18 protein-coding genes and 2 pseudogenes are annotated in these 21,153 nt (G+C 62.8%); 8 read left to right on the plus strand and 12 right to left on the minus strand.

The annotated features are described in order from the left end of the window. Positions 1-49: 49 nt before the first annotated feature. From AB0H61_RS14680 to AB0H61_RS14720, 9 genes are all read right to left on the minus strand, one after another. Entirely contained in the window at positions 50-1,405 is a 1,356-nt protein-coding gene (locus tag AB0H61_RS14680) for a cation:proton antiporter (protein ID WP_357303725.1), read from the minus strand. A gap of 93 nt (positions 1,406-1,498) precedes the next feature. After that, on the minus strand, positions 1,499-2,935 hold the full coding sequence (locus AB0H61_RS14685) for an FAD-dependent oxidoreductase (protein WP_357303728.1): 1,437 nt from the start codon (positions 2,933-2,935) through the stop codon (positions 1,499-1,501). A gap of 60 nt (positions 2,936-2,995) precedes the next feature. Continuing rightward, positions 2,996-4,537 carry an NAD(P)-binding domain-containing protein gene (locus AB0H61_RS14690; protein WP_357303731.1) on the minus strand — a complete coding sequence of 514 codons (1,542 nt, stop codon included), beginning with the start codon at positions 4,535-4,537 and terminating at the stop codon, positions 2,996-2,998. Between the two features lie 55 nt (positions 4,538-4,592). After that, positions 4,593-5,378 (minus strand): phytanoyl-CoA dioxygenase family protein, encoded by a 786-nt coding sequence (locus tag AB0H61_RS14695; RefSeq protein WP_357303734.1) that lies wholly within the window; start codon positions 5,376-5,378, stop codon positions 4,593-4,595. 5 nt (positions 5,379-5,383) lie between these two features. Beyond that, complete coding sequence (locus tag AB0H61_RS14700; protein ID WP_357303736.1) at positions 5,384-7,081, minus strand: carbamoyltransferase N-terminal domain-containing protein; 1,698 nt, start codon at positions 7,079-7,081, stop codon at positions 5,384-5,386. A 39-nt stretch (positions 7,082-7,120) separates the two neighbouring features. Then, the gene (locus AB0H61_RS14705; protein ID WP_357303943.1) at positions 7,121-8,461 is read right to left on the minus strand and encodes a hypothetical protein; all 1,341 of its coding nucleotides are present in this window, start codon (positions 8,459-8,461) and stop codon (positions 7,121-7,123) included. Next, on the minus strand, positions 8,461-9,708 hold the full coding sequence (locus tag AB0H61_RS14710) for a hypothetical protein (protein ID WP_357303738.1): 1,248 nt from the start codon (positions 9,706-9,708) through the stop codon (positions 8,461-8,463). The genes AB0H61_RS14705 and AB0H61_RS14710 overlap by 1 nt, the downstream gene beginning before the upstream one ends. A 31-nt stretch (positions 9,709-9,739) precedes the next feature. Beyond that, positions 9,740-10,960: an MFS transporter gene (locus AB0H61_RS14715; protein ID WP_357303741.1), complete on the minus strand. Its 1,221-nt coding sequence runs from the start codon at positions 10,958-10,960 to the stop codon at positions 9,740-9,742. A gap of 178 nt (positions 10,961-11,138) precedes the next feature. Next, positions 11,139-12,023, minus strand: coding sequence for a cytochrome P450 (locus tag AB0H61_RS14720; RefSeq protein WP_357303744.1), 885 nt, complete (start codon positions 12,021-12,023; stop codon positions 11,139-11,141). Here AB0H61_RS14720 and AB0H61_RS14725 point away from each other — a divergent pair. From AB0H61_RS14725 to AB0H61_RS14745, 5 genes are all read left to right on the plus strand, one after another. Further along, positions 12,009-12,515: a hypothetical protein gene (locus tag AB0H61_RS14725; protein WP_357303747.1), complete on the plus strand. Its 507-nt coding sequence runs from the start codon at positions 12,009-12,011 to the stop codon at positions 12,513-12,515. The genes AB0H61_RS14720 and AB0H61_RS14725 overlap by 15 nt on opposite strands. Before the next feature lie 1,005 nt (positions 12,516-13,520). Further along, positions 13,521-13,934 (plus strand): VOC family protein, encoded by a 414-nt coding sequence (locus tag AB0H61_RS14730; protein ID WP_357303749.1) that lies wholly within the window; start codon positions 13,521-13,523, stop codon positions 13,932-13,934. A gap of 439 nt (positions 13,935-14,373) precedes the next feature. Then, the gene (locus tag AB0H61_RS14735; protein ID WP_357303751.1) at positions 14,374-14,610 is read left to right on the plus strand and encodes a hypothetical protein; all 237 of its coding nucleotides are present in this window, start codon (positions 14,374-14,376) and stop codon (positions 14,608-14,610) included. 15 nt (positions 14,611-14,625) lie between these two features. Next, positions 14,626-15,642: an MFS transporter gene (locus tag AB0H61_RS14740; protein ID WP_357303946.1), complete on the plus strand. Its 1,017-nt coding sequence runs from the start codon at positions 14,626-14,628 to the stop codon at positions 15,640-15,642. A gap of 704 nt (positions 15,643-16,346) precedes the next feature. Next, positions 16,347-17,777 (plus strand): DUF234 domain-containing protein, encoded by a 1,431-nt coding sequence (locus AB0H61_RS14745; protein WP_357303754.1) that lies wholly within the window; start codon positions 16,347-16,349, stop codon positions 17,775-17,777. Positions 17,778-17,997: 220 nt separating this feature from the next. On the opposite strand, the pseudogene AB0H61_RS14750 reads toward AB0H61_RS14745, so the two are convergent. From AB0H61_RS14750 to AB0H61_RS14760, 3 genes and pseudogenes are all read right to left on the minus strand, one after another. Beyond that, positions 17,998-19,176, minus strand: a pseudogene (locus tag AB0H61_RS14750) (bifunctional 2-methylcitrate synthase/citrate synthase). Further along, positions 19,173-19,542: pseudogene (locus AB0H61_RS14755) on the minus strand (isocitrate lyase/phosphoenolpyruvate mutase family protein); the annotation flags it as partial. The pseudogenes AB0H61_RS14750 and AB0H61_RS14755, both read right to left, overlap by 4 nt. Positions 19,543-19,616: 74 nt before the next feature. After that, on the minus strand, positions 19,617-19,760 hold the full coding sequence (locus tag AB0H61_RS14760) for a hypothetical protein (RefSeq protein WP_357303756.1): 144 nt from the start codon (positions 19,758-19,760) through the stop codon (positions 19,617-19,619). A 148-nt stretch (positions 19,761-19,908) separates the two neighbouring features. Between AB0H61_RS14760 and AB0H61_RS14765 the strand changes: the two genes are divergently transcribed. The 3 genes from AB0H61_RS14765 to AB0H61_RS14775 all read left to right on the plus strand — a co-directional run bounded on the left by AB0H61_RS14765 (position 19,909) and on the right by AB0H61_RS14775 (position 21,146). After that, a complete protein-coding gene (locus AB0H61_RS14765) occupies positions 19,909-20,289 on the plus strand; it encodes a hypothetical protein (protein WP_357303758.1) in 381 nt (126 codons plus the stop codon). 474 nt (positions 20,290-20,763) lie between these two features. Continuing rightward, positions 20,764-20,973, plus strand: a complete 210-nt coding sequence (locus AB0H61_RS14770; protein WP_357303761.1) for a cation transporter — start codon at positions 20,764-20,766, stop codon at positions 20,971-20,973. After that, positions 20,970-21,146, plus strand: a complete 177-nt coding sequence (locus AB0H61_RS14775; protein WP_357303764.1) for a hypothetical protein — start codon at positions 20,970-20,972, stop codon at positions 21,144-21,146. Before AB0H61_RS14770 ends, AB0H61_RS14775 begins: the two co-directional genes overlap by 4 nt. The last annotated feature ends 7 nt before the right edge of the window (positions 21,147-21,153 follow it).

A 21,153-nucleotide genomic window follows, 5' to 3' on the forward strand; every position in this document is an offset into this window, starting at 1 on the left:
AGGGCCTTGCACCGGGCTCTTCTCGAGTTGTTATATGGAGACGGGTCCCTCAGACCGCGATCGTGCCCGGCACGGTATCGGAACCCTTCAGTTCTGCACCGGTTGGTCCGAAGACATAGCCACTCCTGGACGCGCGCCGTTCGAACACTCGTTGGATCGGGGTTGCCACGAAGGTGGTGACGATCGTCATCAGCGCCAGGATCGTGTACAGCTCGGCGGTGATCAAGCCCGCGCTCAGGCCGACATTGAGGAGGATCAGCTCCATCAACCCGCGCGCATTGGCGAGCGCACCCATAGCCCCGGCCTCGTGCCAGCTCATGCCCTGCCAACGGGCAACGAGGCTGATGGCGCCGAATTTTCCGGCGAATGAGACGATCAGCACCAGCGCGGCCATTGCCAGCACCGACGGCTCGAAGATCAGGCTCAGCTCGGTGTTGAGTCCGGCGTAGATGAAGAACGCGGGGAGGAGCAGATACGCGACCAGCGGCTCGAAGCGTTCGCGTAGTGTGTCGAGCAGCTGCCCACGCGGCATCACGGCGCCGGCGACGAACGCCCCGAACACCGAATAGATGCCGACCCAATCGGTGAACCAGGCAGCAAGCAGTACCACCACGAGGACGATGCACAGTTGCGCGATGGGCACTCCGCCGGAGCGCTCTCGGTCGATGCGGGGCGTCCAGGTTTCCAGCTTGGCCAGCAGTCGCCGTCCGACGAAAACCATCAGCAGCACATAACCCAGGCCGCCGCCGACCGCCAGCAGCGCACCGTTCATCGAGTCCTTGGTGGTGGCGACTACCGTCGCGAGCAACACCCAGGCGCACGCGTCGTCGACGGCTGCGCACGACAATGACATGGTGCCCAGCCGGGTGTTCAGCAGTCCCGAGTCGTAGATGATCCAGGCCAGCATCGGGAATGCAGTGATCGCCACCGCCGACGCGACGAACAGACTGCCCTGCCAGTTATCCACCTTGTCGGTGAAATAGCCGCCGCTCGACACCATCAGCCAGCCGACTACACCACCGAGCGCCAGCGGAACCCCTACGCCAGCCGCCGAGGTGGCACCCGCTTGCCGCAGATGCGACCCGAGGATGTCGAGCTTGAACGAGGCCCCGACCAGGAACATGTACAGCACCAGCCCGAGCTGACCCAGCACATAGATGGCGATCAGATTCGGATGCGTCATCGATGTCCCGCCTACGACCAGCTGGGTCGGAAACAGCCATTGCTGCGCCTGCGGCCAAACCCACCCGAGCACCGATGGGCCCAGCACGAATCCGGCAACCATGATCGCGACGACCTGTACCTGCCCGAGCCGTCGAAATAGCGGCCAGAGCAGGCGATATGTCACCAAGATGATCGCGACCTGGAGAAAGAAGTGCGTGGTTATCGCCAAGAGCGTTGGCACAGCGGACCCCCGAAGATGAATATGCGGAACGAAAACCGCAATGGTTGACGGAATGACGATGCGGGCAATAGGTGGGCCGACCAGACGTCGCTGTCACGACCACGCTTCGTAGTAGTCGATGAGCTGCCGCTCGATCGACGGTGTCAGTTTCGCGAGCAGCTCGGGCGGCGGCGTGAATGCGGGATGCAGCTCGGCGGCGCGTCGCGTATAGGTCTGGCGGGCATGCTGCTCGATGAGTTCGGGCCATTCGGGTTTGACGTTCCAGTCGGTTTCGAACCCAGCCGCGAGCAGTTCCTCCGTTGCGCGGTTGACGACGTCGCCGCGATCAGAGGCCGCCAGGGGCGCCCGCTCGGGTGCGAAATCTCCGAGTAGGGCATCGAACTTGCTCGACTTCGATTCGATCAGGTCCGCGAGGTACTCGGCGATGAGCGGCGACTGATGCAAACCGTCCCGGTAGGTGCCGGTCGCCATGAACAGTCCCTCCAGCCCCACCGGGCCGAGCAGCGGAAACCCGTCTGCCGTCACTGGTCGGTTTCCGACCTGAACGGCCGCCACGCCCGCCATCGGCATCTTCGAATGCAGTTGGTTGACACTGCATTCCAGCAGGAAGCTCAGGTCGCGGATGGTGGCGTGCGCGCGGGGTCGCTCATTGATGACATTGGTGCCGCCGAGGTAGAGGGTCCCATCGGCGCGCGGAACGCAGTGCAGTCCGCACGCGAAGGCACGGTTGGGCGTCCGGAGCACGTGTTTCGGCACGGCCCCGTCCGCCGTTTCGACCAGCGCTGACACGCCGTATCCGCTGACCAGCGGGGGGATCCGGCGCCGCAGCTCGGGCAGGGTTTCGAGCAATGTCGAAGACCGTGCGCCCGCGGCAATGATGACCGAGTGGGCTTCGAGCTCGGTTCCGGACTCCAGTCGCACACCGGTGCATTTGCCGCCGACCGTTGTCACTTCCGCGGCATCGTCGTCGATTACCGCGCCGCCGACCGCGTTGAACGCCAGATCGAGCCGCGTCAGCAATCGGCTCGCGTCGATGGCGTGTTCACCCGGTATCAAGATCGCCTGCAAACTTCGTGACAGTGGATCCGGCGAGTACCAGTCGAGGCTGTCCGGATCGACTTCTTCATAGGAATGGCGGTACTCGTCCAACGCGGCCCGGATGGCCTGGAAGTTTCCGGTATCCACGGTGCCGGTGCCGATCGTGTTGAGCAGGACTACCGTTCCGCTCGCGGCATACAGTGAATCGACCTGTCCGGAGGTCTCCGAGAGGATGCGGTCCCAGGTCGGCCACATGCTACTGGCTCGGATATCGCTCTCGAGCTTGATCCTCCCGTACTTGCTGCGCAGCGTATGTCGAGTCACCTCCCCGAAGGATCCGAGCATGGCGCCCGCCGCGGACGAGGCCGCCAGTGGGCGATCGGACTTTCCCACTCTCGCCACCGCATGTCCACGCCGGGACAGTTCGACGGCAATCGCGCCACCGATTGCGCCATTGCCTACCACGATCACGTCGTAGCCATGTGACGGCATTTCAACTCCCCTATTTGTTGCGAAATAGTCGACGTCGCTGACCGGGCCTGGCCGGCAGCCTTATGCCGTGACACGGTCGACCGCCGTGTCCGCGAGAAATTTGCGCAGCCGATCGGCGTAGCCGGATCTACTCCAGTCGTTCTCCAGATCGCTGGCGATGTGATGTTCGGCGACGATTTCCCCCGAACGATATCGGCGGATGACCGGATGGAGGTAGCTGGATATCGGTCCAGCGTCGGCCAGCACCACAGTGCCACCGAACGGCGCGCCAGCGTCGGGACCGTACTCCAGCGTGACCACGAGCGTGTCATCGGAATTCCCGACGCCCCATGAGTCGAGATAGCCGATGGGGATTTCCTCGTAGTAACGCGCCATGCCTGCGACGGGGACTGTCAGGACGTCGGCGAGCACTCCGAACTGCTGCCAGAGTGCCGAAGACCGGTTGACGCGAGCCAAGATGGCGGCGGTCAATCCGGCAGGGGACAACGATACCTCTCGATATGGCCACGCGGTGCCATGGTACCTGCTTTCCAGAATTCGAAACAAGGCGCGTGCACCGTACCGGAATCCGTGGATGAAACCGCTGGTGCCCTTCTTGAAATCCAATGACTGGGTCAGCGTCCCGGCGAAATACAAGCCTTCGACATCGACCGACTCATAGGCGGGGGTCAGCAGCGGGAATCTGTCGTCGATCGTCAATTGTGGGCGGCACGAATCGTGGAAAGGGGAGCTGTCGAATCGGAATCCGGTGCAGATGATCACTCGATCGTATTGGATGTGTACACTGCCGCGGGAGAATGCGAATTCGACATCGTAGCGGTCGTCCTGCTCGGCGATGCCGAGGACTTTCGCATCCAGAATCGCGTTTTGCGACTTGAGTTGGTAGGTGTCCAAGAAGTTGTTGTTCACGGCTCGGAGATGACCCACGAAGTGGGTATGCCAGGCGAGTTTGATGGGATTCGGTCCCGCAATATGAACGACCGAAGCGGACTCCATCAAGTTATCCGCTGTCTCGAAGGCCGAGTTACCTTTGCCGACGATCAGGACTCGCTTGTCGATGTACTCAGCGGGATCGGTGGACATGGACGCGTAGCTGTCGGCCAACTCGATTCCCGGAATGTCGGGCGTGTTCGGCAGGCTGACGCCGGTCGCGATGATCACGCGCGCCGCAGTGTATGTATCGCCGTGCTCGTCGGTCGCCGTGAATCCGCTGGCTTCCTTGGCGATGTCGACCACCCGACGCCCGAATTCGATGTTCAAACCGCAGACGGATGCGAAATCGGCGAGATAGCGCACCATATCGTCGGCCGGCGGGAAATAGCGTTCGCTATATTTTGTGAACAGCAGATCCCGGTCGTCCGACAGCAGCGAGTTCCAGTCCATTCGGAGGTTGAACTCCGGGTCGGAAGTTCCGGTATGGCGCTTATTGATGGAAATCATCGTCCGGTGCCGCGGGAACGTGCCGAAGAAGGCTCCCGGAGCGTTTCCCTGATCCAGCACCACATAGCTGCGCTGCTGCTGTTCCAATAAATAAGCCAATTGCAGACCGGCGGGACCTGCGCCCACGATCAGGTAATCGGTTTCGGTCTTGGGTAAGGTCATAGGTGCGGTTCCTGTCCTATCGTGTTCACGGTGGCATCGGTGTCGGGCGCGCAACTCAGCTCAGATCCAATTGCGGGTGCCGAGCAGGCCGACCGACGAGGTATTCCGGCCTACCGGTTCCCGACCACCTGGGTAAGTTGGTCACCTCGTTATAAGTGATGATCAACAACCGGCGTGGAAACGGTGAGATATTGTTTGCCGAGCCGTGCACTATCTCCGGAGAGAAGAAGAGGATCGTGCCGGCCGGGCCTTTCGGTGCGTACATTCCGGATTCCGCCACGAGCTCGGCGAGCGTCGGCGTATCCACGGCAATGTCATCGGGATCGAGGTGCTGCGCTGATCGTTCACTCGTTTTATGCGCGACGTCGATCGTGCCGTTTTTGTGCGAGCCCGGAATGAACACCAGCGGACCGTTGAACTCCGTCATGTCGTCGAGGAATACCGCAACGTTCGTCAGCTGCGGTCGCGGCAGGTTGTCGGCGATACGCCATGCGGCGAAGTCTTGATGCCACGACCACTTTTCACCGGCGACCGGCGACTTGCTGTTGATTTTGCATTGATAGACATAGATGTCGTCGGTGCGCAGCAGGCGGCGCACCCGTGTCAGGATGCGTGGGTCCTCGGTGAGGGCCCGGTATTCGGGCAGCCGCTGATGTGGCGCGTACAGCGCCCTGACCAGGCCCGCGCGCTCATCGGCGATCCGGTGCGGGCCTGCGCTGGTACGACAGTCGATCTCGAATGCCGCACGGAGGCGAGCAATTTCATCCGAATCGAGTCGGAAATCGGCTATCAGGAAACCATCTCTGTCGTACTGTGCAAGCAACTCGTCATTCAATTGCATTTCATCTACCTCGATCGCCGATACAAGGTGCCTGCACTCCAGATGCGGTCGACCTTTCCCCACTTCATCGCGGAGGCGACATCGGGAAAGAATCCGCTGCCATTGAAGTTGGCGCTGGTGTTGCACAGCACGGGAATTCCGGTCAGACGGAAGTACTCGGTCAGGAGCTCGCCGAGGAACGGGGTAGCGGTCGGGTCGACCGTCTGCAATCGTGCGGTGCCGTCCAGATGGATGATTGCGGGTACCCGGTCGAGCCACTCGGTGCGCACCGTGTGATCGAAGAGCATGTACGGATCGGGTATTCCGGGATCGAAGATCCTCGGCGCCTCGGCGGCGAGGCAGATCGGCGCGATCGGGCGGTACGGCTCACGATTCTTGATGTCGTTGAGGCGGTCTTTCATCGCTGGATCGGTTGCGGGAGCAATGATGCTTCGTCCGCCCAACGCGCGAGGACCCAACTCCGCCCGCCCGTCCAGCACGACAACGGGCTCGCCTTCGCGGTGCAGCACGGCGGCGAGTTCCGCGACACCCATGGGGCTGGCGGACCAATCCGGAGGTATGTCACCGGTGGTGACGAGTTGCGGGCCGCGGCGCACGTCCCAGCGCAGTGGCTGGATACCCATGTGCTGCCACATGCCGAGCACCGCGGTGCCGAGCGCGGATCCGGAATCGTTCGGGAAGGGCGGAATCCACACGGACTCGAATACCGAGCTCGCCCGCATTGCACTGTTCCACTTGATATTCAGTGCGCACCCACCTGCCAAGCAGAGATTCCAGGGTCCGTCGCCCCGACGCCGCACCGCGTCCTCGATGCGGCTGACGAGCAGCTCCTCCAGGAACAGATGGACGGTCGCGAGCACGTCCTCATCGGAGAATGCGTCCGGTGGCATACGTTCGCGCAGCGTCGCGAACATGCGGTCGACCGGTGGTCGGGAAAGCTCGAACAGGCTGCCGAATCCGCCCACCGTCCGGCGATATTCACGTGCTGCCGGAAGATCGCTTTCGAATATCTCGTGAAATACCTCGCGTAGACAATCGAGGATGGGCTGCCGCGCCCGGCCCAGCGCGATATACGCCATGAGCTTTCCGGCTATCGACAGCTCGTCGGCCTTGGTACGCTGCGGCAGCTGCTGGTAAGGGCCGAAGTGTAACGCCGCCATCGCGTACGCATGCCCGATGAGGGGGAACAGGTTGCCGACGCTGTCGACGCCGGTTGCGGGGTCGACGAAGTAGAGCCGTGGAAACAGTCCGCCGTCCCACACCAAGACGAATGAGGGTTCACCTCGATGCGCGTACGGGCTGGTGCCGTAGGTGCATGCCAGATGGCCCGCGGCGTGGCTGTATCCGGTATAGGGGAGTGCCGTGTGCTCGATGGTGATTTTTCCGGTCACCGCGGGCTCCAGCACCGGGAACGACGGAGTCTCTCGATAGGGCCCGACCCGGACTACCGTTGGCCTGCCGTCGTCCAGCAACTCCAGGTCGCGGCCGCGGTCCCCGTCCCAACCGTCGATTACCCATTCATCTACATCGAATATCGTATAACCAAAACTCGACAGGATTTCCGAAACTATCGATAGGTCCGAAATGTCGCTGTATCTGCCGTTGTTGGCAAGTTTCTCTATTTCTACACTGAAGACCAAATCGCCGTCGTCCACCAGCGCCACCGCCGCATCGTGCGTCAGCTTGAGTCCACAGATCTTCATTGCATTCCTCCCCGAATAACCAACCCCGTCGGTGCCGCGCTACGACGTTGCCGGCGCGGTCTCGCGCTCGGCTCGTGGCACGCACTTCAGGAGCTTTTCTTGATATACCGCTGCGCCGGCCTCGTCAGCGCTTCCGATCAGGTACATGAAGCCGCCTCCTGGCCGGTCGCTCAGCGGCGGTGTCATCATCACGATTCCGTGACCGGTATCCGGATCGAAGTCCAGGTGATGGTCTCGAACGGCCCGCAGAAACGCTGCTGTGGACAGCGCACCCCACCCTCGGTCCGAGGCCACCTGGGCGAGTCGTGAAGGCGTCGCGCCCGCGAGGAATTGCTGGAACGCCACGTTGACGTGCGTACCCGTCGCGGTGCGCGCGTTGGCCTCCGTGAACAGCACCTGGCCTGCCTCGGTGACGATAGCGTCGAAACAGATGTACCCGCGATACCCCAGGTGCCGGTACTTGACCGCGAGGCTCTCACCGCCGTGCCGGAATTCAGCCGACGAGCGCTGCGACGACGGCATATCGCCGAATATCTCGCGGCAGATCCGGTTGTTCTCGTAATCGAGTCTGCTCGTCCCGAGCAGGGTAATACCGGAGTCGGTGAGATGATATTCAATGGCGAACGACGCTCGAACATCGTGGAACTCCTCCACGACGACGGGAAGGCGGCCGTCCATCGAGGCCCATTGCCAGCGCTCGTCGAGATAGTCCTGGACGGACTGCTTCGAATGATCCGGTATCCGGCGTGCGGTGAGCACACCGATATGCGACGGCAGCGGGCTGTCTACCGATAGCAGTTCGTTACCGACACCGCCGCCCGCTTGGACCTTCTTGATGAGCACTCGTCGCCCGGAAGCGAGTAGGTCCAGGATTGCGCAGTGTGCCTCCTCACGGGTGAAGCACACATCGCCATCGGCAATCGGCACCACACCGGTGGCCAGCGCCCGGAACGCGGCCTTGCTGTTGCTCAGATTCGCTCCGCCCTGGCGGAAGAATTCCTGACCCTCGATCGTGGCGGATCTGCCCAGTGCCTCGACGAATCGGGCCGCAGCGATACTCGGAAAGAGCAGGACAATCTCGACAGAGTCATCCGAAGGCAGCATCGTACGCAAAGTATCGATATATCCGGGATTGCACAGCGCACTCATATCAATCATTTTCGTGCCGTATTTTCCGGGCGGCGCGACAGACACTCGAACCGTACTGAGATCCTTTTGCCGAACGAGCCCGACATGCTCGACAAACGCTATGTCCGGAGTATCCGGAACGATCACCAGATCGCCCGGTTCGCCGAGCCAGAACACGCGTTGACTCCAGGCGCGGGTATCTTTACGAAGAAATAAATTCTCGTCGATATCGTTGGCTATCAGCACGCGCATCACAATTCGATCCCCGTACGATTTCGCTGGGCTGTGCGCATCAGGTCGGTCACGGTGTCCAGGCGCGAGCGGAGATCCTCGCGCGTGGCTGCTCGCACCATGACATACCCCATGCCGAACCCGACGCCCCTGGTCATATCGCGCATGATCTCGCCCACCGCCCGCCGCTCGACCACATCGACTACCCAGTCCAACTCGGTGAAGGTGGTGATGTCGACGGTATTGACCTCGCCCGCCACCGACGGAAGATTGACGAAGCCCAGATAGTCCTGCGATCGCGCCGCGGCGGGCGGGACGGGCTCGTCCGTGGCCAGCCGCCCGACCGCGTCCCACAGGTCGATCCCCAGGGCTATCCGTCCGACTTGCGGGATCATGCCCGCGCCGGGCCGACAGGCGAGCTCACCCGCAATGAATTCACCTTCCCGACCGAACGCCTCCAGGTGGAAAACCCCGTCGGTCAGATCGAGCGAGGTTACCGCGCGGTGTGTGAATTCCCTTGCCGCATTGTAAAGTACGGCGTTCGACGCACCCGGATATGTCATCGACTGGACCGGAATCCCACGTTTGGTATCCAGCACCGGGCTGCAGTATTGCGAGACCATGAAATGGCTGATTTCCGATGATTGGATCACGCCGTCCAGGTGCCATTCGGGCGGTTCGAGGTATTGCTCCACCAGCAGCGGGGCCGCCAGTTCCGCCAGCCTGGTCTGTAGTTCGTTGACCTCACTGACCATGCCGACGTCGGTCGTCCCGCCCTTGTCCAGCGGCTTTGCGATACATGGCAGGTCGATGTCGGCATCGCGCAGCCGGGCGGGGATATCGTCGTCGGAGCCCGTCAGCACCGACCACCGGGCGGTGGGCACAATGTCGGCCCAGGTTGCTTTCTGCACCGCCTTATTGCGGCAGGCCAGCGCGGTACGCACCGGCAACGACCGTGCGCCAATCAGTTCGCCGACGATCGCGGACGGGACCACAGCCACCTCGTTGCCCGGTACGACGCATTCGATCTTCGCCGTTATCCCGAGGTATGCCAGTGCACCGAGAATCGACTCGGGTGAGGTTACGGAGCCGATCGCCACCGTGTGCACAGCGGGTGGAACGAGGTCCCGGACTCGCGCGGCCTGTGCCGCTTCGTGTATCAGGGTGACCTCATGCCCGCGGGAGACGAGGCTTTCGACCAGGGGTGGTTGTACGCCGATTACTAGTGCGTGCATGGCGTCAGCGCCCTCGAGGCGGTCTGGCCGCATGATTATTTCTTGACACTGCTTATCCACTCCCTCATATGCTGCGAACCGATCGCATGCTCAGTGGCGCGAGCGCGACCAGGAAGAAAAGGACGCCGCCGATCACGGCCAGCGTCGAGTAGCCGGTGACCGATGCCAGAGCGACGGTGCCGAGTCGGGCAACCGGGATACCGATGAATGATCCGAGGTCGTCGTAGGACGTCACTCTGGACAGGAGCTCCTTGGGCACCTTGGTTTGCAGGGTTGTCTCCCAGACGATTCCGAAGTAAGCGGACACCAGACCGGCCGCGAATGCGGTCACCGCGAGTGCCGGAATCGTGGGGCGGACGCCGAGCGTGATCAACGGCAGTGCCGCGAAGCTCATGCCGACCAGCGCCAGGCCGAATGTGCGTGTGCGCGCGTAGGTTACGAGATAGACGCTGACCAACAGCAGCCCGGCCGCTTTGATGCTGAGCACGATGCCCCAGCCATTGGCGCCGATGGTGTCCTCCGCGATAATCGGTCCGAGAATTTGCCACAGGCCGGACTGGATGATGTTGATCAGGGTGAAGGCCAGCGTGACCGTCCAGAGCCAACGACTCGTGGCGAAGTAGCGCCAGCCTTCGCGGAGGTCGGCGACGAAGGTGGATTTCGAACTACGTTGTGGCTGGCCGAGGTTCAGTCGCCGCATCATCCATGCGGCGAACAAGAACGTAGCGGCGTCGACCAACAGGGCGATGGCGCCGGTGCTGGTCGCAACGATCACGCCGGCTATGGTCGGTCCGGCGATCTGTGCGATGTTGCGCGCGGTGTTGATCAGCGAATTGGCTCGCATCAGCTGGTCGGTGGTCACGAGCTCGGCGAGTGCTCCGCGCAGCGCGGGCATCGTGAACGCCGTCGCCGCTCCGTTGAGGCAGGCCAGCGGGACGATCCAGTACACCTGAACCTGGGCCAGCAACACTGCCGCGATGGCGCACTGGGTAAGCCCGGACAAGGAATTGGACCACATCAGCACCGTGCTCCGTCGAACCCGGTCGGCGATGCCGCCACCGATAACGGTGATCAACACCATCGGAATCATCTGTGCCGCAAGCACATATCCGAGCGCCTGCGTGCCGCCGGGTTGACCGAGTACCGCGAAGGTCAGCGCGAGTGGCGCCATCGCGCTGCCCATCAGCGATACCGATCGGCCGACCAGGAAATAGCCGAACGGCCGATTCGCGCGTAGCGACTCCGCCACCGTCACGCCGTCACCATTGCCCTCGTGATTGCCCACAGTGTCAATGTCTGCATGGCAGATCTCCCCCGATTCGACATTTGATTCGCTTTCCGGCCCCAACGCTGCCGAGCAGCTTCAACGTAGCTGACCGCGCCCGGCGACGGCAACCAATTCTGCTCGCGATGGCGTGAAACACCCTGCTGGGGTTGCCGATTCAGCTGTCCGGTCCGGATGATCAGTCCAGTTCGACCGGCAGTCGGGTGAGATTCCGCAGCGTTGCGGAATTCATGTACTCGGGTGTTCCGGCCAGTCTTATCGAACCGGGATATTCCGCAAGGCATCGAAGCAATTCGGCAGTCCAGGTGACCGCCAACTGGGCGCCGATACATACATGCGGACCCCACGCGAATGCGAGATGTGGATTCGGGTTGCGATCGAGTCGAAGTACGTCGGGGTCATCGAATACGGCAGGGTCCCGATTCGCGGCGGCCATGAGCGTGACGACGGTGTCCCCGCGTGCGATCGATTGGCCACCGATTTCGGTATCGCGCACGGACACCCGTTCCGTCGCTTGCGCCGGGCTCATATAGCGAAGCAGTTCATGTGCCGCGACTATGTAGGAATTGCAAGTGCGTAGCCGCGCGAGTGCGTCCGGGTTCTGGATAAGCGTCAGCACCGCACTGGTGATGGCCGCGGCGGTGGTGCTGAAGCCTGCGTTGTAGACCCCGGCCATGGTGTTGGCGACATACGAAACGGCCATACTGTCGATCTTGTCGGACCGCCGCAGCTCCGCAATCATCCCGGTCGGCTGGTCGGCTGTGACCCAGCCTCGCACGGCGTCTATCAGCTCGGAACTCGCCGCACGCCCGCGGGCCGCACGAGCAGGATCGAGCCCGCTGTCCATGCTCTTCGTAATGCTCTCGAAAATTGGGCGATACGAATCCGCGGTGTAGTAGTCGACACCGACCACCGCGTTCACCAGATCGATTGCGACAGGTTCTGCGATCTCGGTCACCAGATCGAACGGCCCCGTGCCTGCCTTTTCGGAAAGGATCTCATCGAGCTGCTTTCGAGCCAGTCGAGAGACGCCGCGTAGGTCCTGTCGATGCAGGGTGCGCATGAGAATCTGGCGGAGTTCCAGTTGTTCCGGCGGATCCTGCGTCTGAATATTCATCTTGTCGTCGGGCATGTCGACGCCGACTCGGCGACGATCCCGCGCATACACCTCGTGGTTACGCAGAACTTCCTGGCAATCGGCGTGGCGCACGACTACCCACGATCGAAGAGGGCTGTACCAGAATATCGGTTGTTGCTCGATCATCTGCCGATAGCGTCCAAAGGGATCACGTATCGTATCAGCGCTGAGAGGGTTCCAGTCGATGGTGTTCATTTCTTCCTGCGAAATAGATACGGTGAGCTATCGGAGGTTATGGGGGTCGGGCCGAGTAAATTCGGCCCGACCGGCGCATTACGTTATTTCGATGTGGTCGTAGCTCATGAAATACACCCCCCTTTCTTCGGATTTGGAACGCTCTCCGATAATGCGGAGCTCTCGGGAATGAAGCTCATTGCGCTATCGATTGCGCCGAGTTCAGGATTTGTCCTCGTATAGGAGACAGAAGATTCCGTCTGTTGTCTTGCTCGGGTCCTGTTCACATGAACCGATATCGGAATATACGCACATGCCCCTCCTCTCGACTGGAGCGTAGTCGGAGGGTTGCAACGCGACAATGGGCTAGAAAATACTTCCGGCATATCCGCAGCTCGGCACCGGGAATTCAGTGTCCGGTCCGGACAATTGCTCGCCCGCCTGGGCGACGAGGTCGCCCGTGGTGGTGAAGAATCCGGCAACTCCTGGTCGCAGCTGGCTGTTTCGCCCGAATCGGCAGCGAGACATAGCCGTCCATCGGGTAGCGGGAACTATTGCGGCACACGAGATTTCAAGTAGCGGCTCAAAGCCCCGGTGGGTTGATCGCGGCAAGGCCGGTCGCAGGCGAGAGCGGCGACGGCGCACGGTCTATGCGGCCGTCCGTTGCGACCGACGTGGTACCTGAAATTGTCTGCAATTCAATGGAACCGACGGGAGGGTCACGGCGTCCAACCATCTCGAGGAGAATGGTCGGCTCACGTCCCTGCTGGGCCGACTGCGCAGAAGGTATCGGGAGATCAGATGGTATCCATGTCAGCGGATGGCGCACTACGGCCAGGACCCGGGGGGTCGGCGCGCCAGGAGTTCGCCCGTCGGTTTGCCGACTTGCACAATGTCGCTGGGAGCCCGTCGCTTCGGGTAGTCGCGGCGGCGGCCCAGCGGAATGGCCAGTCGGAGCTGCGCGCATCGCGATCCGTTTCCGCGCAGCGCATCAGTGATTGGAAGTCGGGACGCAATGTGCCTGCCCGTTTCGAGACCCTGCGCCCCGTCCTCGTGGTCCTCTGTGATCGTGCTCGACGCCGCGGGTCGGTAACCCCCGAGTTGCTGAATCTTCGTACATGGCAAGAGATTTGGGCTGCGGCGCAATTGTCGAGACAGGGTTCGGGCGCAGCTGCCGATCGGTACACGCGGTCGAGGGGGCCGGTTCGCCGCGAAGCTGTCGAGGTCGGCGGAAGTCAGCCTCCGCTGATGCCGTGTCGCATTGTCGGAGTATCACTGGCCTGTGGGGATCCCGGACCGATAGCAAGCTTCTATCTGAATCTATTGGGTGGCCGACTGCTCTGGAACGAGCAGGAAAGCGCGGGGGTTTGTGTTCCTTCCGGCCTGACCGTCGTCGCGCAGCGGGTCGCGGGCTATGTGCCACCTGCATGGCAAGGGCTGCCGGTTATCCACTTCGGCCCGACCAGTGGAACAACCGTCACTGGATTGGAGCGGCGTGCGCTCAGCATCGGGGCTCGGTTGCCGCCGAAGCAGCCGGGGTGTCAGAGCCGAATCCTGCTCGACCCGGCGGGTCACCCGTTTTCGCTGGCGCAGCTCAGTGATTCGATATGTGGGATCACCTGCGGCTGTTCCCGGCACCTCCCAGCGTTCTCCTCTGGATAGCTGGTATTACGTGTTTGTGCAGGTGGATGCGGTTTTGAAGTTCCGTCGGTTCGCGCTGCGCCCCTCCGCTTCCCAACTGTCCCGCCGGGAACCGGTCGGACTACGACGATCCGTCGAACGGTGATCTGCCGTATGTGGCCGAATGGCTCGGCCGCGACCAGGACGCTGGTCGACGGGACTGCGAGCCCGGACTCTCAGGCTACCTGAGGAGCCAGCAGACAAGGACCAGGTACCCGACGGCGCATGGCGGGAAGTGATCGAACAGGTCGAGCACGCGCCGACTGGACCTTTGGCCACCGCATTGCGAACTCCGTGGATGCTTGCCCTTGCCATTACGTAGATGATCAGTGCGCAATCGCACGCCGGTGTATCTCATTTCCGATTTTGTTGTGATCAACGCCGTGTTCAGAATTCTTCGACATGTGCACAGGAGCTATGGATGACAGTCACTTCCACCGACACCGAAGTCGAAGTTCTCAAGGTGCCGGATTTCCGTCGACTGTGGATGGCGAATGGCTGTCGCGACATTGCCGGCGAGATCGCGAGCTTTGCGCTGCCGGTCACCGCGGTCACGCTGCTCGGCGCCTCGCCGTTGCAGATGGGCTTTATCGCGATGTGCGGAAAGGTCGGATATCTACTGATCGGGCTGCCCGCAGGCGTGTGGGTCGATCGTTGACGCAAGCAGACAGTCCTGCTCGCAGCAGAGGCCGCGTACACAGTCGCTCTCGCCAGCATCCCAATTGCCTATCTGACCGGCATGCTGACGGTGGTTCAGCTGATGGGTGTGGCAGTCGCGCTGAGCATCGCCGGTGTGTTCTTCGGGGTCGCCCACACGAGTGTTCTTCCGCTCATCCTCCCGAAGAAGCGGGTTGCCGACGCCAAGGCGCGACTGACCACTTCGGAAAGCAGCATCAGTGTCATCTCGCCGGCTGTCGCCGGAGCTGCGGCGCAATCCGTTGCAGCCCCGATTCTGTACGGTGTCGCCGCCTGTTGCCAATTGCTATCGGCGCTGTTGCTCCGCCGGATCGAGCCAACCGAACCGCCACCCGTCCCCAAGGCCGAGCGACACTTCCGTAAGGAGGTCGCTGACGGAATACGTACAGTGTTACACCAACCCTTGCTGCGATTGCTGCTCGGCCAGACTGCGTTGAACAATCTCGGAGCCGGGATCATGATGGCCGTCACGGCATACTTCTTGCTGAAGACGCTGGCAATCCAACCATGGCTGTTCGGTGCTCTGTCGGCGGTCGGTGCCGTCGCCGGCTTGATCGCGTCGCTGGCATGCCCGCCGCTGCGAAGGCGGATCGGTGAGATCAGGATGACGATGGTGTTTTCGGCGCTGGCGCCGGTTGCGATGCTGTTTCTGCCGTTGGCCGGGCTCCTTCGAGGGGAAGCCGTGGCGTTGGTCGCCATCGCGGAAATCATGCTCGGAGTGGCCCTGGTGGGCCGCTCCGTCGCCGTCGCAGGATTGCGTGCCCGAGTTACGCCGAACCGCTACCTCAGTCGGGTCACCGCCGCCGCCGCAGTCGTCACCCAGGGCGCAACCCCACTTGGCACCATGGTGGGTGGCGTCGTCGCCGGTATCTGGTCCGCACAGGTGGCCCTGTGGGTCGGCGTAGCAGTGATGGCAACGCCCATCGTCTTATTGCTCGGGTCTCCGTTGCGGAGACACCGGACGTTGCCGGCCGAATGGGAGGTCGACGACTGATCCGGCACTCCCCGGCGACCAACCGGAACGCGCCTGCCCGGTGCATAGTCGGGCGGCATCTGCCAACCCTGTGTCACGGTTCAGTCGGCTACATAAAGGCTTTGGTCGATGTGGTTGGCCACGCCAACCTTGCTCCTTCATCGGCTCGAAAATTGGCTCGGTTCGGCTTGCCGGGCAATGGTTTCCGGACTGTGGGTGCGGTTGATGCGCACAGGTATTCGGCAGGGTGTCACGAGGCCGGCCGCTGCGTTGCACGGGTTACGAACGGGATCCGCGGGCGCTACCCCAGCTGGTCGCGGCGGTGTCAGGTAGGCGGTCCCGGCGGTGCTGCCCGCCGGCTCGATGGCTTTGTCGTATGCCGCGCACGAGTCTGACTGCGGCCCATCGGGCTCGGCGGCCGCGATGGCCGGGTTGAGGGCGATGATCGGCGAGGGATCGAGGTGGACGAGCTGGTGTAGAGGGTGACGACCTGCGACCGGTCGGTGTCGCACACGTCGCGGGCGCAGGTGTGCACGGCGCTGAACGCCGCAAGGATTTCTCGCGCCGGATCCGGTCGATGGCCTTGCGGTTGGCGGTGGTGGTCAGCCAGGCGTCGGGGCTGGGGTGTTCCGTCGGTCGTGCAAAGGTGATTCAAGTTACATAGATAGAATCTTACTTAGATCGAATCTAAGTAAGATGCGAACTTTGCGGCGGAAGGAGGGTGAGTGGAGTTCAAGGGGCGTGTGGCAGATCTCGATCTGCTGGGGCGACAGCTGGAATTCGTGACGGATGGGACCGGTGCGACTCGGGGGCGTGCGGTGATCGTGACTGGTCGGCGGCGTGTGGGGAAGTCGCGTCTGGTTCAGGAATTCTGTGATCGCTCCGGTCTGCCGTATGTCGTCTTCCAGGCGACACGGGGTCGCAACCCGGTCGCCGAGCGGGCGGATTTCGTTGGCGTCCTGACTCATTCGCCGTTGCGGGCAGAATTGGTCGCGGGGATATCGGCGGCGGATTGGAACCAGGCCTTGCGGACATTGGCCATCGCACTGCCAGATGATGCCGCCAGCATCGTCGTGATCGACGAGGTGCCCTGGCTGGTGGAGCAGGACTCCGAGTTCGAGGGGGCACTGCAGACGGTGTGGGACCGGCACCTTTCGGCCAAGCCGGTCCTGCTGGTGCTGGTGGGCAGTGACATCTCGGTGATGGAGGCGTTGCAGTCGCACGGTCGTCCCTTCTTCGGGCGAGCGACGAAGATGACAGTTCGGTCGCTGCATCTGGCGGATGTGCAGGCTATGACGGAACTGTCAGCGGCCGAGGCGATAGACGCATTGTTGATGACCGGTGGATTCCCGGAAATCGTCCAGTCCTGGCGACCGGGCATGAGCCGCAGGGACTTCCTGCGCGATGCTACGGCGAATCCGCTCTCGCCGTTGCTGGTGGCGGGCGAACTGTCACTGCTCGGCGAGTTCCCCGAGGCGTCGCGTTCCCGAGCCGTGCTGGAGGCGATCGGCAGCGGCGAACGCACGTACAGCGCCATCGCCGCCGCCGCGGGCAGCAAGGGCGCATTACCTGCCGGAACATTGACGCCGCTGCTGAATACCTTGCGGGCCAAGCGGATGGTGGCTGCGGATCTGCCGCTGTCGACGAAATCGGACAGCAAGAACAAGCGTTACCGCATCGCCGACTCCTATATGAGGTTCTGGCTCGCGTTCCTGGAGCGCGGAATTCCGCTCATCGAACGTGGCCGGGGCGATCTGGCGTTGGAGCGGATCGAGCGTTCGTGGACGTCGTGGCGCGGTCGCGCGGTAGAGCCGGTGATCCGGGAATCGCTGCTGCGCCTGCTGCCCGATGACCGCTGGCCTGAGACCGAAGCGGTGGGCGGCTGGTGGAACCGGCAGAACAACCCGGAGCTCGACCTGATCGGTGCCGACCGGGAACCTGTCGCGGGCGCAGTACATTTCGTCGGATCGATCAAATGGCTCGAGGATCGGCCGTTCGATCGCCACGATTACGACGCCCTAGCCCGCGGCGTCCTCGCTGTTCCCGGTACGCAATTCGATACGTCGCTGGTGGCGGTCTCGCGGTCCGGGGTGGACGTTGACCTGCCGATCGCTGCCCATTGGGGACCCGAGGATCTACTGTGTGCGTGGCAGTGACGAGGTAGCCGGATGGCCAGTCGGCGAACGGCGGCGCCATCCCCGGACTCACGGAGTTCGTAACTGCCTTCGAGTCGGCTGCGCTGCTCCCGGGGACTTTCGAGAACATGGAGCGGCTACCTCTTGATTCAGGACTGGACGACCGGATACGTCGCCGGAACGGGGAACGGCCCGCGCCGTGTGAGTGCGGGCCGTCGCGGAATGTCGCGCGCCGGGGCTGTCAGGCGACGACGGAACGCTGTGGCACGCCGATGTATTCGCTCAGCGGCCGGATAAGGGCATTGGATTCGCCCTGCTCGATGATGTGGGCGGTCCAGCCCGTGATGCGGCTCATCACGAAGATCGGGGTGAACACTTCGATATCGAAACCGAGCAGGTAATACGCCGGGCCGGTGGGGAAGTCGAGATTCGGCTTGATGCCGGTGGCCTCGTTCACGGTGCGCTCGAGGATCTCGTATATCTGCACCCACGTGGCGCCTTCGGTGACGGCGGCGACGTCCAGGAACGCCTTCTTCATGGTCGGCACCCGGGAGTCACCGTTCTTGTAGACCCGGTGGCCGAAGCCCATGACCTTTTCCTTCTTGGCCAGCTTATTGCGCAGCCACTGCTCGGCCAGCGCCGGATCGCCGATCTCGATCATGTCGTGCATGACCGCCTCATTCGCCCCGCCGTGCAGCGGACCCTCGAGCGCGCCGATGGCGGCGGTGACCGCGCTGTAGATGTCCGACAGCGTGGAGGTGACCACGCGGGCGGCGAAGGTCGAGGCGTTGAAGCTGTGCTCGGCGTAGAGGATCAGCGACACCTCGAACGCCTTCACCAGCTCCGGAGCCGGGACCCTTGCCGAAGCACATGTTCAGGAAGTTCTCCGCGAAACCCAGGTGCGAGTGCGGCGCGATCGGATCCAAGCCCCGGCGCCGCCGATGGTCGGCGGCCACGATGGTCGGCAGCACCGCCATCATGCGCAGTGCCTTGGCGAGGTTGGTCTTCGGCGAGTTGTCGTCCTCGGCCGGGTCCTCGGCGCCCAGGTAGCTGATCGCCGTACGCACCACATCCATCGGATGGCAGTTCACGGGCATCTTCGCGATCAGTGCGAGAAGCGAGCGATCGGCCCGCCGCGCGGCACGTTCACGCTGGACGAAAGGGCGAGCTGAGCATCGTTCGGCAGTTCGCCATACCAGAGCAGGTAGGCGACCTCTTCGAAGCTACAGTTCGCCGCCAGATCCTGAACCGCGTAGCCGCGGTAGGTCAGGGAGTTGGTTTCCGGCACCACCTTGGAGATCGAGGTGGTGTCGACGACGACACCGGCGAGACCTTTGCATATGGTCGGGATCGCGGTCTCCGGCCCGCCCGCCGCCCGACCACCACCCCTCGTCGAATCGCTACGCGATGCGGTGCTCATTGGTTCCTTCCCAATGTGAAATTGAAGATGTCGGAATCGAATTCGTTGTAACGCCGGTACTGCAGGAGCTCGTACAGGCGGCTGCGGTGTTGCATCCGGTCGAGCAGGCCGGCCTTGCGTGCCCTTCTCGAAGATCTCCCGCAGGCCGGCTTCGGCGGCGTACATGGCCAGCCGCAACGTCGTCACCGGGTAGATGACGGCGTTGTAGCCGATGGACTCCAGCGTCTCGGCCGTGAGCAGCTCGGACTTGCCGAACTCGGTCATGTTGGCCAGCAACGGAATCGAGACCGCGGCCCGGAACTTCTCGAAATCGGCCGGGGTGTGCAGGGCCTCGGTGAAGATCAGGTCCGCACCCGCGTCGGCGTACCGGGCCCCGCCATGTCGCCGAGTTCGAGAATAGCCTGGATCGTCGAGTCGATCTATCGCAAACTACTGAGCTGCTACAGGTTTCGTGGACGAGCGACGCCGCGGCCACCGGCGGCGGGCAGCAGGACACCGAGGAATGGGTGGCGCTGGTGCAGGAGCGCACCATCAGCATCGACCGCGCGGCGGTGCTCGCCACACTCGACACGTCGAACTGTCACCAAAGTCATCCTATCAACCCATTTTTGGGGTTGTGGTGACGCGGATTGGTCTGAAAGATGGAGTGCTGTCGCGCATGTGGCGCCGCGGCGTCGCGGCACGGCGCGGTGTAGGTGAAATCCACTGTGTAACTTGAGGAGTCGATAGTTTATGGGGAAGCTGCGGAACTCTGTTCCGGTCGCGATCGTGGCGGCTGTTGCCGGTTTGGCCATGTCCGCGCCGCAGGCGTCGGCCGAGATCGGGACCCAGGTCCTGATCGCCGGTGGCGGGCTCAGCAACGGGTACGGCACCGGCTGCACCTACAAGGTGCTCGCCAACAGCAAATCGCCGGCCGGTATGAAGTTCTACGACAACGGTGTCTTGTTCGGCTCGACTCCGGATGGTCCGGACGTGAAAACCCACTCGGCAGACTGGACTCCGCAAACCCCCGGTACCCACACCATTCAGGTCGTCCAGGCCCCCGACGCGAAAACCATCGTCCTCACGGTGGGCACTGGGATCAACGCGGGAAGTTCCTGCCTGGTGATCTAGCCGTTGGGGTGGCTCGGCCGGGGTGGGTGCCTGGCCGAGCCGCACAATCCGAACCCCGCCACGTCGCCTTCGGGTCTTCGAGCCCCAACTGATCCGCCGAACTCCGTCATCGCCTGCGTGGACGTCTTCGAAGAAGGACGCGATGCACATCGATTCCGCCGACTAGCAACGTATTTCGTTGAATCCTGTCCTGCGGGGTGCGGCGGATCGGGGGATCGGTGCCGGAAATATCTGCCGCGAGCGGGGTGGGATGGCTCGTCCGAGCCGTGCGGGTAGCCGAGCCTAGCGATCGTGGCCGAACCCGTAACACTAGCGAAGTCCGCCACCACCGAGTGTGACGATTCTCATTCGCACAACACGCCTCAACGCGCGTATCCGGCAGAGATGCGGGAACCGGACGGTGGCCACAGCCGACTCACCTGATGGGGCCTGCGAACAGCGGCCACGTCCGAAATGTCGGGAAGGACTTGTCGAATGAGTGCAACCAGCTACTCCGTGTCGGGTATGTCGTGCGGACATTGCGCGGATGCGATCAAGGGCTCGTTGACCGCGTTACCGGGTATCGACACGGTCGATGTCGATGTCGCCGCGGGCCGGGTGACGGTGAGCGGTGGCGGTGCCACGGCCGTGGACGCGATCCAGGACGCGATCGATGACGCGGGATACGAACTGGTCGAAGCATGACCGGTGCGAAGGGCGCCGACCTGGTCGAGGCCGTCGTGCGCATCGCCCAGTTCCTCTGTGTCCTCACCAGCATTTTCGTGATCGCCTGGCTGGTCGGTCAGACCGGGCCGTGGCATCAGCTCGGTCAGGTCGCGCCCGGACCGCGGCCCAGCCATGTGAGTGGTGGGCACTGAGTCCGGG

Origin of the sequence: Nocardia sp. NPDC050710 (genome assembly GCF_040654375.1) — a bacterium.
Taxonomy (GTDB): Bacteria; Actinomycetota; Actinomycetes; order Mycobacteriales; family Mycobacteriaceae; genus Nocardia.

Excerpts from the sequence above, each read along its gene's own strand:
- AB0H61_RS14775 (WP_357303764.1), top strand. The coding sequence starts at position 20,970 with ATGACCGGTGCGAAGGGCGCCGACCTGGTCGAGGCCGTCGTGCGCATC.
- AB0H61_RS14710 (WP_357303738.1), bottom strand. The coding sequence starts at position 9,708 with ATGCGGCCAGACCGCCTCGAGGGCGCTGACGCCATGCACGCACTAGTA.
- AB0H61_RS14730 (WP_357303749.1), top strand. The coding sequence starts at position 13,521 with ATGCCGTGTCGCATTGTCGGAGTATCACTGGCCTGTGGGGATCCCGGA.
- AB0H61_RS14695 (WP_357303734.1), bottom strand. The coding sequence starts at position 5,378 with ATGCAATTGAATGACGAGTTGCTTGCACAGTACGACAGAGATGGTTTC.
- AB0H61_RS14700 (WP_357303736.1), bottom strand. The coding sequence starts at position 7,081 with ATGAAGATCTGTGGACTCAAGCTGACGCACGATGCGGCGGTGGCGCTG.
- AB0H61_RS14720 (WP_357303744.1), bottom strand. The coding sequence starts at position 12,023 with ATGCGCACCCTGCATCGACAGGACCTACGCGGCGTCTCTCGACTGGCT.
- AB0H61_RS14725 (WP_357303747.1), top strand. The coding sequence starts at position 12,009 with ATGCAGGGTGCGCATGAGAATCTGGCGGAGTTCCAGTTGTTCCGGCGG.
- AB0H61_RS14735 (WP_357303751.1), top strand. The coding sequence starts at position 14,374 with ATGACAGTCACTTCCACCGACACCGAAGTCGAAGTTCTCAAGGTGCCG.
- AB0H61_RS14690 (WP_357303731.1), bottom strand. The coding sequence starts at position 4,537 with ATGACCTTACCCAAGACCGAAACCGATTACCTGATCGTGGGCGCAGGT.
- AB0H61_RS14765 (WP_357303758.1), top strand. The coding sequence starts at position 19,909 with ATGGGGAAGCTGCGGAACTCTGTTCCGGTCGCGATCGTGGCGGCTGTT.
- AB0H61_RS14770 (WP_357303761.1), top strand. The coding sequence starts at position 20,764 with ATGAGTGCAACCAGCTACTCCGTGTCGGGTATGTCGTGCGGACATTGC.
- AB0H61_RS14705 (WP_357303943.1), bottom strand. The coding sequence starts at position 8,461 with ATGCGCGTGCTGATAGCCAACGATATCGACGAGAATTTATTTCTTCGT.
- AB0H61_RS14685 (WP_357303728.1), bottom strand. The coding sequence starts at position 2,935 with ATGCCGTCACATGGCTACGACGTGATCGTGGTAGGCAATGGCGCAATC.